The organism is Maritimibacter dapengensis, from assembly GCF_019218265.1.
In the GTDB taxonomy this organism is placed as follows: Bacteria; Pseudomonadota; Alphaproteobacteria; order Rhodobacterales; family Rhodobacteraceae; genus Maritimibacter; species Maritimibacter dapengensis.
The window spans coordinates 558,086-573,402 of record NZ_JAHUZE010000002.1 but is presented as its reverse complement, the minus strand read 5'-3'; the positions used below and the strand labels follow the sequence as shown (position 1 = coordinate 573,402).

The window sequence follows — 15,317 nt, the reverse complement described above, 5'->3', positions numbered from 1 at the left end:
AATACCCCAAGGTTCATAGGGAGACGTTACCGTCGCTGCTTAAACGCGTGCCGATCTTCGGGTGATCCCCGCAGAGCTGCCGGTCGTGGCCAGAGGCGCGTGCGTTGGCGTCTTGAAATCGCATTTGGGGCCAAACGCGATTCCGATCAAGAGAAATTTTTGCAGGGGTGCAAATTTTTGCCGGGGCCCCTAAACCGGTCACATGTCCCGGCTGATCCTGTTCAACAAACCGATGGGCGTTCTGTCGCAATTCACCGACGCGAAGTCGCCGACCGAGCGCCCGACCCTGTCCGGCTATATCGACCTCCCCGGCGTCTATCCGGCGGGGCGTCTGGACCGTGACAGCGAAGGATTGCTGCTCCTCACAGAAGACGGCAGGCTACAGGCCCGGATCGCCGACCCAAAACACAAGATGGCCAAGACCTACCTCGTTCAGGTCGAGGGCGCGCCGGGCGACGCCGACCTCGCCCCGCTGCGAAAAGGCGTCATGCTGAAAGACGGTCAGACGCGGCCCGCCAAGGTCCGGCTGATCGACCCTCCGGCGCTCTGGGACCGCGACCCGCCGGTCCGCTTTCGCAAATCCGTGCCTGACAGCTGGATCGAACTGACGATCACCGAGGGCCGCAATCGGCAAGTCCGCCGCATGACCGCCGCCATCGGATTTCCCACCCTGCGACTCGTTCGCTGGTCCGTCGGAGACTGGTCGCTGGATGGCATCCCCCCCGGAACCTGGCAAGACGCGCGCGTGTGACTGGGCCGGACATCCGCGATCGTGCCGGGCGGGTGGTCAATGCAGGCGGGTTCGGTTGGGCCGACGAGTGCAATCGACAGTCGATTTGGGCATACGAAGAATGCGAGATCGAACGCGGGGCCCATCGGGGACCGCTCTATCTTTTATTTACCATGAAATGAGACCGATCCGATCACGGCAAGGCCACCTTACCGCCTGAATTCGCGCACAAATTGACCCTCGTGTTCGGGGGAACGAATTGTAACGCGAAAACGGAACCAGAAATGCTTCGCAGTTTGATTGAAGACTTCATCAAGGATGAAACCGGCGCGGTCACGGTCGACGCCGTCGTGGTCATCGGGGGCACGATGTTGATGGGACAAACCATTGTGATGGATGTCTCTCGCGGCGTCATGAGCCTGTCCGACCGCATGGATGCGCGGCTCGAGGCGATCGGCGACGATTATCTCCCCGGCGGGCAATACTACCCCGGAAACGCGCAGCCGACGTCTGGCACGGGCGGCGAAACCGGTGGCAACAACGGCAACCCCGGCAACGACAAGAACGTCGGCAATGCGGGCGAGAACCCGAATGGTCAGGAAGGCTGGGGCGGCGGCTCGAACGGCATGAGCGACGGCGACAAGTCGAACAACGGAAATGGAAAAGGCAACGGGAAGAACGGCTGACGGCCGGCCCCGCAACGCAAAAGGCCCCGCCGACTGGCGGGGCCTTTCTTGTTGTTATTGCGGCGTCCGGATCAGCCGATCAGCGGCAGAAGGCTCGACACGCTGTCCTTGGCATCGCCGTAGAACATGAGCGTGTTGTCCTTGTAGAACAGCGGGTTCTCGATACCCGAATACCCGGTCCCCTGCCCGCGCTTTGACACGAACACCTGCTTGGCTTTCCACACTTCCAGAACCGGCATCCCCGCGATGGGGCTGTTCGGATCTTCCTGTGCGGCCGGGTTCACGATGTCGTTCGAACCGATGACGATCACCACGTCCGTATCCGGGAAGTCGTCGTTGATCTCTTCCATCTCCAGCACGATGTCGTAGGGCACCTTGGCCTCGGCAAGAAGCACGTTCATGTGCCCCGGCAGACGGCCCGCGACCGGATGGATCGCGAAGCGTACGTTCTTGCCCTGCGCCCGAAGCTTCGAGGTCAGGTCCGACACAGCGCCCTGCGCCTGCGCCACGGCCATGCCGTAGCCCGGCACGATCACAACGCTGTCCGCCTCTTTCAAGGCGTTGGCCACACCTTCGGCGTCGATCGGCTTCTGTTCGCCCTCGATCTCCATCTGCTCACCCGCCGGACCGCCGAAGCCGCCCAGGATGACCGAGATGAACGAGCGGTTCATCGCCACGCACATGATGTAGGACAGGATCGCACCTGACGAGCCGACCAGCGCACCCGTCACGATCAACAGGTCGTTGCCCAGCGAGAAGCCGATGGCCGCCGCCGCCCAGCCGGAATAGCTGTTCAGCATCGACACGACCACGGGCATGTCCGCGCCGCCGATCCCCATGATCAGGTGATAGCCGATGAAAAGCGCCATCGCCGTCATGATGATGAGAGGCAGGAAGCCAGCGGTGTTGAAGTACCAGATCAGCGCGATGACCGAGATCGCCGCGGCGGTCGCGTTGAGCACATGGCCCCCGGGGAGCTTCTGGGCCGCCGAGGTCACTTTGCCCGCGAGCTTGCCGTAGGCGATCACCGAGCCGGTGAAGGTCACGGCCCCGATGAAGATCCCGAGGAAAAGCTCCACTTTGAGGATGTTCAACTCGACCGCCGTCTTGTGGCTGATGAGTTGCGCGAAAGTGCCAAGCTCCTGCTCATGCACCCAGGCTGCCATCCCCACTTCGTTGAGCGAGGTCGGCGCAGACGCCATCAGGTCGGCCACGTATTTCATCTCGAAATGCGCGTTGAAGCCGACGAACACCGCCGCCAGACCGACGAGCGAGTGCATCGCTGCGACAAGCTGCGGCATCTCGGTCATTTGGACGCGCATCGCGACCATGTAGCCGATGACCCCGCCCGCCGCGATCAGGACGAGCGACAGGAGCCATAGCCCCGCCCCCGGCCCGATCAGCGTCGCGAACACCGCGAGCGTCATGCCCACGATCCCGTACCAGACAGCCCGTTTGGCGCTTTCCTGGCCCGAAAGCCCGCCCAGCGCGAGGATGAAGAGGACAGCCGCGACCACGTAGGCCGCTGTCGTGAATCCGAATTCCATTGGTCCCGTTCCCCCTTACGATTTCTGGAACATGGCGAGCATGCGCCGGGTGACGAGGAAGCCACCGAAAATGTTGATCCCGGCCATGAAGATCGACAACGCGGCCAGCAGCACGACGAGGAACGACCCCGATCCGATCTGCATCAGCGCGCCGAGGATGATGATCGACGAGATCGCGTTGGTGATCGCCATGAGCGGCGTGTGAAGGCTGTGGCTCACGTTCCAGATCACCTGGAACCCCACGAAGACCGCCAGCACGAACACGATGAAATGCTGCATGAAGCTCGCAGGCGCCACGAGGCCGACGCCCAGAAGCAGCACCGCGCCGATCGCGATCAGCGTGACCTGGTTCTTGGTCTGCTTCTGGAAAGCGGCCAGTTCCTGTGCCTTCTTTTCTTCCGGTGTCAGCTCTTTCGGCGGTTCGGCCTTTTTCTGCGCCGCGATGGCCTGCACTTTCGGCGGTGGCGGCGGGAAGGTGATCTCGCCGGCATGGGTCACGGTCGACCCGCGAATGACGTCATCTTCCATGTTGACGTTGATCTTGCCGTCCTTCTCGGGCGTCAGATCGGTCATCATGTGGCGGATGTTGTTGGCGTAGAGCGTCGAGGATTGCGTGGCCATGCGCGACGGGAAGTCGGTGTAGCCGACGATGGTCACACCGTTGTCGGTCACGATCTTCTCGTCCATCACCGTGCCTTCGACGTTGCCACCCTTTTCGGCCGCAAGGTCGACGATCACGGAGCCCGGCTTCATCGCCTTGACCATATCCTCGAGCCAGAGCTTCGGCGCTTCGCGGTTCGGGATGAGCGCGGTCGTGATGACGATGTCCATCTCAGGGGCCAGCTCACGGAACTTGGCGAGCTGCGCTTCGCGGAACTCCGGCGACGACACGGCGGCATACCCCCCGGTCGAAGCACCGTCTTCCTGCTCCTCTTCGAAGTCGAGATAGACGAACTCGGCGCCCATCGATTCCACCTGTTCGGCCACTTCGGGCCGCACGTCGAAGGCATAGGTGATCGCACCGAGGCTGGTGGACGTACCGATCGCGGCAAGACCCGCGACACCGGCACCGACGACCAGCACCTTGGCGGGCGGCACCTTGCCGGCCGCCGTCACCTGCCCAGTGAAGAAGCGCCCGAAATTGTTGCCCGCCTCAATCACGGCCCGGTAGCCCGCGATATTCGCCATGGACGACAGCGCGTCCATCTTCTGCGCGCGCGAGATACGCGGCACCATTTCCATCGCGATCACGGTCGCACCCTTGGACTTGGCAAGCTCCAGCCCTTCTTCGTTCCCACCGGGGTTGAAGAAGGTGATGAGCGTCTTGTCCTTGGTCAGCCGCTTCAGCTCCGTCTCCGTGGGGATGCGGACCTTGGCGATGATGTCGGCATCTTTCCACAGGCTCGCGGCGGTCTTGGCAATCTCGACGCCCGCGTCCCTGTAATCCTTGTCCGAGAACCCGGCGGCCACACCCGCCCCTTTCTCGATCATGCAGTCATAGCCGAGTTTCTGGAGCATCCCCGCAGATTCCGGCGTCATCGCGACGCGGTTCTCTCCGGGGAGCACTTCCTTGGGTACACCGATTTTCACGTGTCTCTTCCTTCTCCCTCATGGGACCGGACGGGCACCGTCCGGCTCTCTTGGGTTTCTTCTAGGCGGTATCGCCCGGTGTTACGACCAAAACCCTCGGGTTTTCGAGGATTCGTTTCACTTTTCGCGCAATAATGCGACCACAGGTCACAACCATCGTCGCACCTGCCCCATCCAGTCGCGCGCCTCGTCTCCGAAGGCCGCGATCAATCCGGCTTCTTCGCCCCGAATGAACCGCCGCTCGATGAAGCTCCCGAAAACCGGCACGAGCACAAGGGCGGGCAGCACGTCCCAATGCAGGATGGCCCCCGCCAGCACCATCGCGTCGCCAAGGTAAATCGGATTGCGCGTGAAGCGGTAGATGCCCGAGCGCAGGAACGCGCTTGGACGGCGGCGCGGGATGAAGCTTGTGCGGGCGCGGATGAACTCGAGCACAGCGGCCCCCATCGACCCCAGCCCGGCAACAATCAGAATGTCACCGACCAGCCGCGTCCAGTCCCAGCCAAAGCCGAGACCCGGCAGAAGCCGGTCCAGCCCGAACGCGGACAGAAGCCCGGCGACAAGCCAGGTGGGCGGTATATCGAGCCAGCGCAGCAGCAGAATCTCCTCGCGCAAGATTATTACCTGAACAACGGTTTATCGGAGGTGATTATTGCGAAGGCAACCCCCCAGCGCCCGGTTTTCCGTGGCGTTGCGCTTGAACACAGCGTCATGCAGCCTAGCGTGACGGGGGCAACAGGGAGGCGACATGGAACATCTGGACGGAAAACACGCGCTGGTGACGGGCGGAGGCACGGGCATCGGCCTCGCCATCGCCAAGGCTCTGGCAACCGCAGGGGCGCAAGTCACCATCACGGGACGGCGCGAAGAGGTGCTGGCGCAAGCGGCAAGCGCCACGCCGGGCCTTCATCCGCTCGCGATGGACGTGACCGACGAAGCCTCGATCAAAGACGGCATCGCCTCGGCCCGCGCCGAACGCGGCCCGATCACGATCTGCGTCGCGAACGCGGGCGTGGCCACCGGGCGGAAGCTTTCCAAGACCTCGCTCGATTTCTGGCGCGACGTGATGTCGGTCAACCTCGATGGGTGTTTCCTGACGATCCGCGAATGCCTGCCCGACATGGAAGCCGCCGATTGGGGGCGTGTTATCGCGATCTCGTCGATTGCCGGGGTGAAGGGGCTGAAAGGCGCAGGCGCGTATTCGGCCTCGAAACACGGCGTCATCGGCCTCATCCGCTCGCTTTCCGAAGATTACCTCGCCACGGGCCTCACCTTCAACGCGCTCTGCCCCGCCTATGTCGAGACCGACATCATCACCCGCAACGTCGACGCGATCTCCGAGCGGATCGGCGGCGACCGCGACGCGGCCCTCGCCATGATGCGCGATGTGAACAAGCATAAACGCCTGATCAAACCCGACGAAATCGCCTCAGCGGCGATGTGGCTCACCGCGCCGGGGTCGGAAAGCGTGAACGGTCAGGTCATCGAAATCGCCGGTGGACAGATGTAAGCGAGACGCCTGGAAAGCCCTCAGGCCGCCAGCGCACGCCCCATGAGCAACGCAAGGCGGTCGAGATCGTCCAGAAGGCCGGCATAGCTTCGAGCTCCCTCGATCACGCCATGCACGGCCGCGAGGATCACCCGCGCCGTTTCCTCATCGCCGTCGCCAATCGTACTGACCGACAGCGTACCGTCCGCCCGCCCGGTCGCGACCCATCTTGCAAAGACCGACACCAGCCGCGCATTACCCGCTGCGATGGTCTCGGCATTCACGTTGGCCTTGGCATCGAGAAGTTCCGGCCCATGCGGGCTTTCCAGTAGCTGGTCGTAGGGCGGCGCGACCTTGGCGCGAAACGCGGCCCTGAGCGCCTCGGTCGGGGTCGAAGCCGCCGCCAGTTCGGCTTCCATCACCTCTGCCGCTTGCGCGAAGTAATTGGCGACCAGCGAGGCGAAGATGTCTTCTTTATTGCGGAAATGAAGGTATAGCGCCGCACGCGACATCCCCGCCCCTTGTGCGATGTCAGCCATCGAGACACGCTTCACGCCATAGAGCCTGAACGCCTCGAAGGCCGAACCGATGATCCTCGCGCTCTTGTCCTGCGTATCTTTCGTGATTTCGTTCAATTCGTCGCCTGCTCTCGGTATCGTGTCACCGCCCGATTGACACACTGACAATTTTGGCACATTTTGTCAATCAGCGAACAGGCGTCAGCGGAGGGATCCCATGAGCTACAAGATCGAAGTGAACGGCCAGAGCCACGATGTGGACCTGCCCGGCGACGTGCCCCTGCTTTGGGTGCTGCGCGACGAGTTGAACCTGACCGGCACGAAGTATGGTTGCGGCGTCGCCGCCTGTGGTGCCTGCACCGTGCAGGTCGACGGCATCGCCCAGCGCTCGTGCCAATTGCCTCTCGAAGCCGTCGACGGCCCTGTGACCACCATCGAAGGCATCGGGACGCCCGACGCGATGGCGGCAATCCAGCAAGCCTGGGTCGCCCATGACGTCGCCCAATGCGGCTACTGCCAGTCCGGGCAGATCATGCAGGCAGCCGCCCTCCTGGCCGAAACGCCCGACCCGACCGACGAAGACATCGACACCGCCATGCAGGGCAATCTCTGCCGCTGCGGCACCTATCCCCGCATCCGCGCCGCGATCCACGACGCGGCCGACAAGATGAAGGAGGCCTGATCATGAGCAAGCTCGGAAAAATCACCCGCCGCGCCTTCCTCGTCGGTGCTGTCGCCGTGACCGGCGGCGTGGCCGTCGGCGCTTACGTCATCACGCGCGACCCCGAAAACCCGCTCGCCCCGACCGAGGGCGCGACCCTCAACTCCTATGTCGTCATCGACGAAAGCGGCGTGACCATCATCGTGCCGCGCGCCGAAATGGGTCAGGGCGTGCAGACCACGCTCGCCGCACTCGTTGCCGAGGAACTGGAAGTGCCGCTCGACCAGGTGCGCGTCGAACACGGCCCGCCTGCCCCGGCCTATGCCACCACCAAGATGATGACACCGCGCGACTATCACGCCGAGGAACCCTCCGGCATGGTCTCGACCGTCATGGCAGGCATGACACGGCTCATGGGGATGCAGGTCACGGGGGGCTCGTCCTCGACCTTCGACGCCTATGAGAAAATGCGTCTCTCCGGTGCCGCCGCCCGCGAAATGCTGATCGACGCCGCCGCCGAACGCCTTGGCGTGGGCCGCGACCAGCTTAAAGCCGAGAACGGGGCGATCGTCGCGACCGACGGCACGACGCTCACATATGCCGAGCTTGCCTCGGACGCGGCCAAGGTCGCGCCGCCCGAGAACCCGCCGCTCAAGGACCCGGAGGACTGGACCCTCATTGGCAAAACGCTCGCCAAGCTCGACCAGCCCGCCAAGGCGACCGGCACCGCGCCCTTCGCCATCGACACGCGGATGGACGGCATGAAATTCGCCACCGTGAAGATGAACCCGTGGATCGAGGGCGACATGGTTTCCTTCGACGCCTCCGAAGCCGAAGGCATGCCGGGGGTCGAGAAGGTCGTCGACATCGGCGGCGGCGTGGCCGTCATTGCGAGTAACACATGGCTCGCGATGCAGGCTGCCGAAGCGATCAACTTCGAATGGAGCCCTGTGGACCACGGCGCCACTACGGACGAAATTTTCGCCGACATCGAGGCCGCCTTCGACCTCGACCCCAACATCACGTCGCGCGAAGCAGGCGAGGTGAGACCGGGCGACGACGACCTCGAAGCCGAATACCGCGCCCCCTTCCTCTCCCACGCCCCGATGGAGCCGATGAATGCCACCGCGCTCTTCACCGGCGACAAGCTCGAGATGTGGGCGGGTGTGCAAGGGCCGATCATCACGCAGAAACAGGCGGCCAAGGTTGTCGGGCTGAAACCCGAAAACGTGACCATCCATACAACGATCATGGGCGGCAGCTTCGGGCGACGCGGCTTCAACGACTTCGCTTTGCAGGCGGCTGCCGTGGCCAAGGAGATGCCCGGAACCCCGGTCAACGTCACCTGGTCGCGCGAAGAGGACATGCGCCACGACTATTACCGCCCTGGCGCAGTGGCACGGCTCCGCGCGGGCCTGACCGACGGCAAGATCGACAACTTCCGGGGTCAGTTCTCCTCCGCCAGCGTCATGCGCGCCTCGCTCAAGGCGTTTACGGGCCGCGACATGGCCTCTGCCGACGCGCTCATCACCGAAGGCTGCGCGGATCAGCCATACGCGATCCAGAACGCGCTCGTGACCGGCCATGTGCCGGAACGGACGCCCCGGATCGGGTTCTGGCGCTCGGTCGGCCATTCGATGAACGCGTTCTTCTGGGAAAGCTTCGTGGACGAGCTGGCGCACAAGACCGGACAAGACCCGCTGGCCTTCCGCCTCGCCCATATCGAGGGCGAGCATGAGCCGACCGCACAGGTGCTGAAAACCGTAGCAGAAATGGCCAACTGGACCGGCGAGACGCCCGAGGGCAAAGGACGCGGCCTCGCCGTGACCTATTCCTTCGGAACGCCCGTGGCCGAGATCGTCGAAGTGTCCGACCGCAACGGCGAGATTTCCATCGACAAGGTCTGGATCGCTGCCGATCTCGGCACGGTCGTGGACCCGGGCAATGTCGAAGCCCAGCTCATCGGTGGTGCGATCTACGGCCTTTCCGCCGCGATCCACGGGGAAATCACTTTCGAGAACGGCGGCGTCGTGGAAGGAAACTTCTACGACTACGACGCGCTGCGCATGTCGAACACGCCCGAATTCGAGGTGACGGCCCTGTCGCTCGGTGGCCATATCGGCGGCGTCGGCGAACCCGGCACTCCGCCCGCGGCCCCGGCACTTGCCAACGCGATCTTCGATCTGACCGGCGAACGCATCCGGGAACTTCCCTTGCGCAAAACCGCCTCCTTCGTCGCCTGATCCGGGCCGCCAGGCCGGTCTCGAGCATGAAAAACGCCCTGGGCCCTACCCCAACGGGTAGGGCTTTTTCGTTTTTTGACCACCAGATAAGTCTCGCTTTTACCGAATCACCGCGCTAGACTCGCCTCACCAGCCCGGACCAACCGGGCGGTTGGAACAATGATCGGGACAACCCGGCGCGTTCGAGGCAGTGCAGATTTTGCTTATCACGGTTCATACCGCCCGGAGTCGGATCAGGAGTCGCATCTGCGACCCTGCCGTCCGGGTTGTGCCACGCCCTGCCTCACGTCGTCCGGTCGCCGACCTGAAACGTGAGGTGTTCATATGGCCACGATGAATTCAGGCCTCGGCGGGCCTGCGGGCTACGGCGAGAACGTCTTTTCCAGCACGCCCAAGGTTGCGGGCAACAACGACGACGGCTCGGTCGAAGTCGATATCACATCCGTCTTCGGCGGCGGGCTGGATTTCTTCGGCACCAACTACACATCGCTCTACGTCAACTCGAACGGCAACATCTCGTTCGGGGCGGCGAACACGGACTACCAGACCGGCAATCTCGCCAACGAGACGACACCTACAATCGCGCCGTTCTGGGGCGACGTGAACATCAACGACGGCGGCGAGATCTACTGGGATCTCGACCCGACCGCAGGCACCGTCACCATCACCTGGGACAGTGTCGAACCGTATAACGGCTCCGGCGCGAACTCGTTCCAGGTCGTCATCACGAACACCGGAAGCGGCGGCTACAACGTCGAATTTATCTACGAGGACATCAACTGGACGACCGGCTACAGCCAGGTGGCCCAGGCCGGGATCACCGATGGCGCCGGCAATGACTACATACTCGCCGGGTCGGGCAATGCCACGACCATGTCGAATTACGAGAACTACGATTTCGGAACCGCCGACCCCTCCGGCACGACGGATTTCAACTTCAACGCAGCCGGTGAACCGACCGTCTCCGATGGGATCATCGCCGGCACCGATGGCGCTGACGTCATTGACGACAGCTACACCGGCGACCTCGAAGGCGACCGTATCGACAACGCCGACGGCACTGGCCCTTCCGGGAACCAGGACCTCGTCTACGGTCTCGCCGGGGACGACGAAATCCATGGCGGTGACGGCGACGACACGATCTATGGCGGCGCGGATGACGACGAGATCTACGGCGAAGACGGGGCCGACACGATTTACGGCGACGACGGCGGCGCCGCGACCGCAACCTCCGAGGATTTGAACTGGTCGCTTCAGGGCTCCGACGGCGACCCCATGACCGGCGGTTTCACCCAGAACACCGGCACGATGAATGTCGGCGTGTCCTTCACCAATGACGGCAACAACGCGCCGCAATTCGAAGTCGACACCAACAACCCGCAATACGTGGCCGGCGGCGAGACCTTCGACCCCAACTCTGCCGCCTATCTGTATGGCAACGGGGACGCCGACACCGCGACGGTGACCATCGACTTCGACCCCGCCACCGGGGGCGGCATGACCGACGAAGTCGAGAACGTGTCGTTCCGCATCAACGACATCGACAGCGCAGCGGGCAACCACATCGACGTCGTGACCGTGAACGCCTACGACGCCGACGGAAACCCTGTCACCGTCACGCTTACCGCAGGCGGAGACGACACCGTGTCCGGCAACACCGTCACGGCCGGGGGCGCGCTCGACGACCCCGACGAGCTAAACGGCTCACTCCTCGTGGAGATCGCCGGGCCAGTGCATTCCGTCGAAATCATCTACTACAACAACCTCTCGGGCACCCACGCGGTCACGATCACCGACGTGGAATTCGACACGATCCCCGCGGCGCTCGACGACGGCAACGACACGATCGACGGCGGCGCCGGCGATGACGTGATCTACGGCGAAGGCGGCGACGACATTCTGACCGGCGGCGCGGGGGCGGATACGCTCTACGGCGGCGCGGGCGACGACATCTTCTATCTCGGCGCGGACGACACCGCGACCGGCGGCGAAGGCGATGACACATTCATCCTCGACCCTGCCGAAGCCCTGGGCGGCTCAGGATCCGTCATCACCATCATCGGCAGCGAAACCGACGAAGACGGCGGCGGCGATACGCTCGACTTCGCAGGTCTGATCGACTGGGGCACGATCAGCTATTCCGACGCGGAAAGCGGCACCGCCACGCTATCGGACGGAACGACCGTGAGCTTCTCGAACATCGAGAACGTCATCATCTGCTTCACCCACAACACCCGGATCGCGACCCCTCATGGCGAGCGCCCGATCCAGGACCTGCGCCCCGGCGATTTCGTCCTGACCCGCGACAACGGCCCCTGCCCGGTCCGCTGGATCGGCAAACGCACGGTGCCGGGCACCGGCAAGATCGCCCCGATCCGCTTCGCCAAGGGCGCGTTCGGAAACGACAGCCCCCTGTTCGTCTCGCCCCAACACAGGATGCTCTACGCCTCGGGCATGGCGAACCTGTATTTCGACGCGCCCGAGGTGATCGTCCCGGCGAAACATCTGTGCGACGGTCACATGATCCGCCAGATCGAGGTGCCGCAGGTCACGTATTACCATATCCTCTTCGACCAGCATGAAGTGGTCTGGGCCAACGGCGCATTGTCGGAGAGCTTCCATCCCGGGGCCGAAGGTCTGACCGCCATCGACCCGCGCGCCCGTGAGGAATTGTTCGGCCTGTTTCCCGAACTGCGCGCCGACCCGAACCATTACGGCGACACCGCCCGGCGCGTGCTCCGGCAATTCGAGGCCCGGCTGATTTCGGCCTGACCGCAGATCGACTCTAGGATTCTAGAATTCTAGAATCCCGGAATCACTTTCGCCGCATAAGACATTGGAAAACATACACTTCTGACGTCAGAAGAATTGCGCCGTTAACGATTGGACCGGCGTTTTGCGCAGAACGCCCGCGTTCAGACCGCCTCGCGCACAGGCTGCGGACGCTTGCCATCCGCCCAGGCGCGCGCCGCTTCGCCGAATGCCGAGAACAGCGGGCGCGACACCGGGTCGGTCGCCGCGCGATATTCCGGATGCCATTGCACGGCGAGCGTGAACCCCGGCGCGCCACGCACGTAAAGCGCCTCCGGCGTGCCGTCATCGGCATGGCCGTCGATCAGAATCCGGCTGCCCGCCGTCTTGATCCCCTGCCCGTGCAGCGTATTGGTCATCACGCTGGCCGATCCCATAAGCCGGTGAAACACGCCACCCTCGGTGAACCTCACCGCGTGGCGGATCGCGAATTTCTCGTCCAGCGTGCCGTCGGGCGGCATCCTGTGGTTCATTCGCCCCGGCAGGTCGCGAATTTCTGGGTAGAGCGTGCCACCCATCGCGACGTTCACCTCCTGAAAGCCCCGGCAGACGCCAAGGAACGGCTGACCGGTTTCGACGCAGGCCCGCACCAGCGGGAGCGTGATCGCATCCCGGTTCCGATCGAAATCGCCATGCGCTTCGGTCGGGGCCTCGCCGTATTCCTCGGGGTGCACGTTGGGCCGTCCGCCGGTCAGGAGAAACCCGTCACAGGTCTCCATCAACTCTTCGACGCTGACAAGGCGCGGATCGGCAGGGATCAGAAGCGGCAATCCACCCGACACCTCGGCAACGGCTTCCGAGTTCATCGTGCCGCCCGCATGTGCAGGGTAGTGGTCCCCGATCAATGTCGGGTTGCCGATAATGCCGATCCTGGGCCGGGTCATCTGGGTCCTTTCGCCTGTCTCGCCAAAGATAACGGCTCCCCGCGCGCAAGAGAAGGGGCAGCGCGCCGCGTCACGGCACGACCGCCCCTGCATCTGCGCACATCAGCCCTCGGCGACCAGCCCGACCGCGTCGATCCCTGCCGCGCCTGCCTCGAGATCGTTCTCCGACGTGTCGCCGGTCACACCGATGGCGCCCAGAAGCCGCCCCTTGGCATCCTTGACGAGGATACCGCCCGGCACCGGCACCAGCTTGTCACCCAGCGCGGCCCCGGCGGCCCCGACGAAATAGGCCTGCTGCTCGGCCCGGTCGCGCAGTTGCGTCCCGGTCATGCCCATGAGCACGCAGCCCCGCGCCTTGCCCAGCGCAATGTCGAACCGTCCCGCGGGCGCTCCGTCCGACCGTTCGAAGGCGATCACATGACCGCCTGCATCCACGACCACGACCGACAGCGGCTTCAGCCCCATCTCCCGGCCCTTGTCCATGGTCTTGCGAATGATCGTGCGCGCGCGGCGCAGGGAAATGCCCGGCATGTCCTTACCTCCCGTTGGTTCAGCCGTGGCGCGCGAGGAAAGCGTGGAACGCCTCGTCGAACGCCTCTGGCTTCTCGAGGTAAGGCGAATGGCCGCAATCGTCCAGCACAACCCGCTCGACGTCACCTCCCTGCCCTTCGTAAACGGTGAGCGCCGCTTCAGTCTGCGAGATCATCGGTTGAGGCGGCATGACATCGGCCCCTGGCCACCCGGGCACCGCGCCTGCCGCTCCCAGAGTCCCCATGTCAAAGAGCGATCCATCCGCCACCACCTGATCGTCGGCCCCGCGTATCCACAGGATCGGCGCGTTCGCCCCGGATTTCGTGAACCCGAGCGGATCGGACTGGTAGATCGGCGCCATCGCGTTGATCGGGCCGAGTTTGCCCGGCGCAGCCCCCGGCCAATTGTCCGACGACGTCGCATCGCCCGGATAATCGGCATCACCCGTGTGCTGGGCCAGCGCCGATGTGAGAATATCCTCCATCCGCTCCGGCACGAAGGGCGGCTTCCAGACGAACGCATTCAGGACGTTACGCATATGATTGGGCGTCTCGTCGCCCCGGTCTCCGGCTTTCATGAGCGCGATCAGGTCCGGGTTCACCGCACCCCCACCCGACCCGGCATTGTCCGGGAACGCCGGCCCGCCATCCGGCCCGCAGGCCCCGAACCCCTGTGGCGCACCGGGGCACACCTGCGTGACGCTCAGAACACGCGACGGGTGATCGGCCAGCATCTGCCACAGCACCGCGCCGCCGAGCGAATGTCCGACCATATGCGCCCCCGCGATGCCCAGTTCCTCCATCAACGCATCGAGATCGTCCGAGAAATCCTTCATGCCCCGCGTCGCATCGACCTTGGCGGCGTCGTCGGCCTCGCCATAGGCGCGCAGATCGGGGGCGATCGCCCGGAACCCCTCCGGCAGGCGTAGCATGGTCTCTTCCCACCACGTCGCCGCCGACAGGTTGCCATGGATGAAAACGACAGGCACCCCGTCCTCAGGCCCCGCAAACAGAACCCGCGTCTCCATCCGCGCGCTCTTGACGCGGCGGGCCTCGGTCATCACTGGTATCGACATCTCGCACTCCTCCGGTTGCCTGGTCAGACTGCCGCCCCGGCGCCATCACGGCAACACCGGAGATTCACGTAGACTCGCTCTGCCTCCCACGTCACGCTGAGTGGGCAATCGACAAAGGGATCGCCTATGAAAATCACCCGCGCTGGAAGCACACCGTCGAAAGCGGGCCCCGCAGACTGGTTCACCGGACAGGTGCGCCTCGATCCGCTTTTCACCGCCGAGGCACCGGGCCGCGCCGCCGGCGCGCTCGTCACCTTCGAACCGGGTGCGCGCACCGCATGGCACACCCACCCCGCCGGTCAGACCCTCATCGTGACGCAGGGCCGCGGGCGGGTGCAACGCGACGGCGGACCGGTCGAGGAAATCCATCCCGGCGACGTGATCTGGTTCGACGCGGGCGAGAAACACTGGCACGGCGCGTCCTCAGAAACCGCGATGACCCATATCGCGATTCAGGAAGCGGTCGACGGCTCGACGGTGACGTGGCTCGAACATGTCACCGACAAGGATTACGAAGCCTGATCCCGTCCCGGATCGCGTGCGATCCCGAGA

14 protein-coding genes are annotated in these 15,317 nt (G+C 64.1%); 7 read left to right on the top strand and 7 right to left on the bottom strand.

Annotated elements, in window-relative coordinates; translation table 11 throughout:
- The first annotated feature begins 202 nt into the window (after positions 1-202).
- On the top strand, positions 203-751 hold the full coding sequence (locus KJP28_RS09080) for a pseudouridine synthase (RefSeq protein WP_218392233.1): 549 nt from the start codon (positions 203-205) through the stop codon (positions 749-751).
- A 263-nt stretch (positions 752-1,014) separates the two neighbouring features.
- On the top strand, positions 1,015-1,416 hold the full coding sequence (locus tag KJP28_RS09075) for a hypothetical protein (protein ID WP_218392232.1): 402 nt from the start codon (positions 1,015-1,017) through the stop codon (positions 1,414-1,416).
- A gap of 71 nt (positions 1,417-1,487) precedes the next feature.
- On the opposite strand, the gene KJP28_RS09070 is transcribed toward KJP28_RS09075, so the two are convergent.
- The 3 genes from KJP28_RS09070 to KJP28_RS09060 all read right to left on the bottom strand — a co-directional run bounded on the left by KJP28_RS09070 (position 1,488) and on the right by KJP28_RS09060 (position 5,168).
- Positions 1,488-2,963, bottom strand: a complete 1,476-nt coding sequence (locus tag KJP28_RS09070; protein WP_218392231.1) for an NAD(P)(+) transhydrogenase (Re/Si-specific) subunit beta — start codon at positions 2,961-2,963, stop codon at positions 1,488-1,490.
- Positions 2,964-2,978: 15 nt separating this feature from the next.
- Entirely contained in the window at positions 2,979-4,553 is a 1,575-nt protein-coding gene (locus KJP28_RS09065; RefSeq protein WP_218392230.1) for a Re/Si-specific NAD(P)(+) transhydrogenase subunit alpha, read from the bottom strand.
- A 147-nt stretch (positions 4,554-4,700) separates the two neighbouring features.
- Positions 4,701-5,168, bottom strand: coding sequence for a methyltransferase family protein (locus KJP28_RS09060; RefSeq protein ID WP_255552284.1), 468 nt, complete (start codon positions 5,166-5,168; stop codon positions 4,701-4,703).
- A gap of 133 nt (positions 5,169-5,301) precedes the next feature.
- On the opposite strand from KJP28_RS09060, the gene KJP28_RS09055 reads away from it, so the two are divergent.
- Positions 5,302-6,063, top strand: a complete 762-nt coding sequence (locus KJP28_RS09055) for an SDR family NAD(P)-dependent oxidoreductase (RefSeq protein WP_218392229.1) — start codon at positions 5,302-5,304, stop codon at positions 6,061-6,063.
- A 20-nt stretch (positions 6,064-6,083) separates the two neighbouring features.
- On the opposite strand, the gene KJP28_RS09050 is transcribed toward KJP28_RS09055, so the two are convergent.
- A complete protein-coding gene (locus KJP28_RS09050; RefSeq protein ID WP_218392228.1) occupies positions 6,084-6,677 on the bottom strand; it encodes a TetR/AcrR family transcriptional regulator in 594 nt (197 codons plus the stop codon).
- A gap of 100 nt (positions 6,678-6,777) precedes the next feature.
- On the opposite strand from KJP28_RS09050, the gene KJP28_RS09045 reads away from it, so the two are divergent.
- From KJP28_RS09045 to KJP28_RS20060, 3 genes are all read left to right on the top strand, one after another.
- Positions 6,778-7,242, top strand: coding sequence for a (2Fe-2S)-binding protein (locus KJP28_RS09045; RefSeq protein WP_218392227.1), 465 nt, complete (start codon positions 6,778-6,780; stop codon positions 7,240-7,242).
- 2 nt (positions 7,243-7,244) lie between these two features.
- Positions 7,245-9,464: a xanthine dehydrogenase family protein molybdopterin-binding subunit gene (locus tag KJP28_RS09040; protein ID WP_218392226.1), complete on the top strand. Its 2,220-nt coding sequence runs from the start codon at positions 7,245-7,247 to the stop codon at positions 9,462-9,464.
- A 324-nt stretch (positions 9,465-9,788) separates the two neighbouring features.
- Positions 9,789-12,236, top strand: coding sequence for a Hint domain-containing protein (locus KJP28_RS20060; RefSeq protein WP_218392225.1), 2,448 nt, complete (start codon positions 9,789-9,791; stop codon positions 12,234-12,236).
- A gap of 143 nt (positions 12,237-12,379) precedes the next feature.
- Here the strand turns inward: KJP28_RS20060 and KJP28_RS09030 are convergent, their stop codons facing one another.
- The 3 genes from KJP28_RS09030 to KJP28_RS09020 all read right to left on the bottom strand — a co-directional run bounded on the left by KJP28_RS09030 (position 12,380) and on the right by KJP28_RS09020 (position 14,765).
- Entirely contained in the window at positions 12,380-13,159 is a 780-nt protein-coding gene (locus tag KJP28_RS09030; protein ID WP_218392224.1) for a gamma-glutamyl-gamma-aminobutyrate hydrolase family protein, read from the bottom strand.
- 102 nt (positions 13,160-13,261) lie between these two features.
- Positions 13,262-13,690, bottom strand: coding sequence for a GlcG/HbpS family heme-binding protein (locus KJP28_RS09025; RefSeq protein WP_218392223.1), 429 nt, complete (start codon positions 13,688-13,690; stop codon positions 13,262-13,264).
- A gap of 19 nt (positions 13,691-13,709) precedes the next feature.
- Positions 13,710-14,765, bottom strand: a complete 1,056-nt coding sequence (locus tag KJP28_RS09020; RefSeq protein ID WP_218392222.1) for an alpha/beta fold hydrolase — start codon at positions 14,763-14,765, stop codon at positions 13,710-13,712.
- A gap of 126 nt (positions 14,766-14,891) precedes the next feature.
- Between KJP28_RS09020 and KJP28_RS09015 the strand changes: the two genes are divergently transcribed.
- On the top strand, positions 14,892-15,287 hold the full coding sequence (locus tag KJP28_RS09015) for a (R)-mandelonitrile lyase (protein ID WP_218392221.1): 396 nt from the start codon (positions 14,892-14,894) through the stop codon (positions 15,285-15,287).
- Positions 15,288-15,317: the final 30 nt, after the last annotated feature.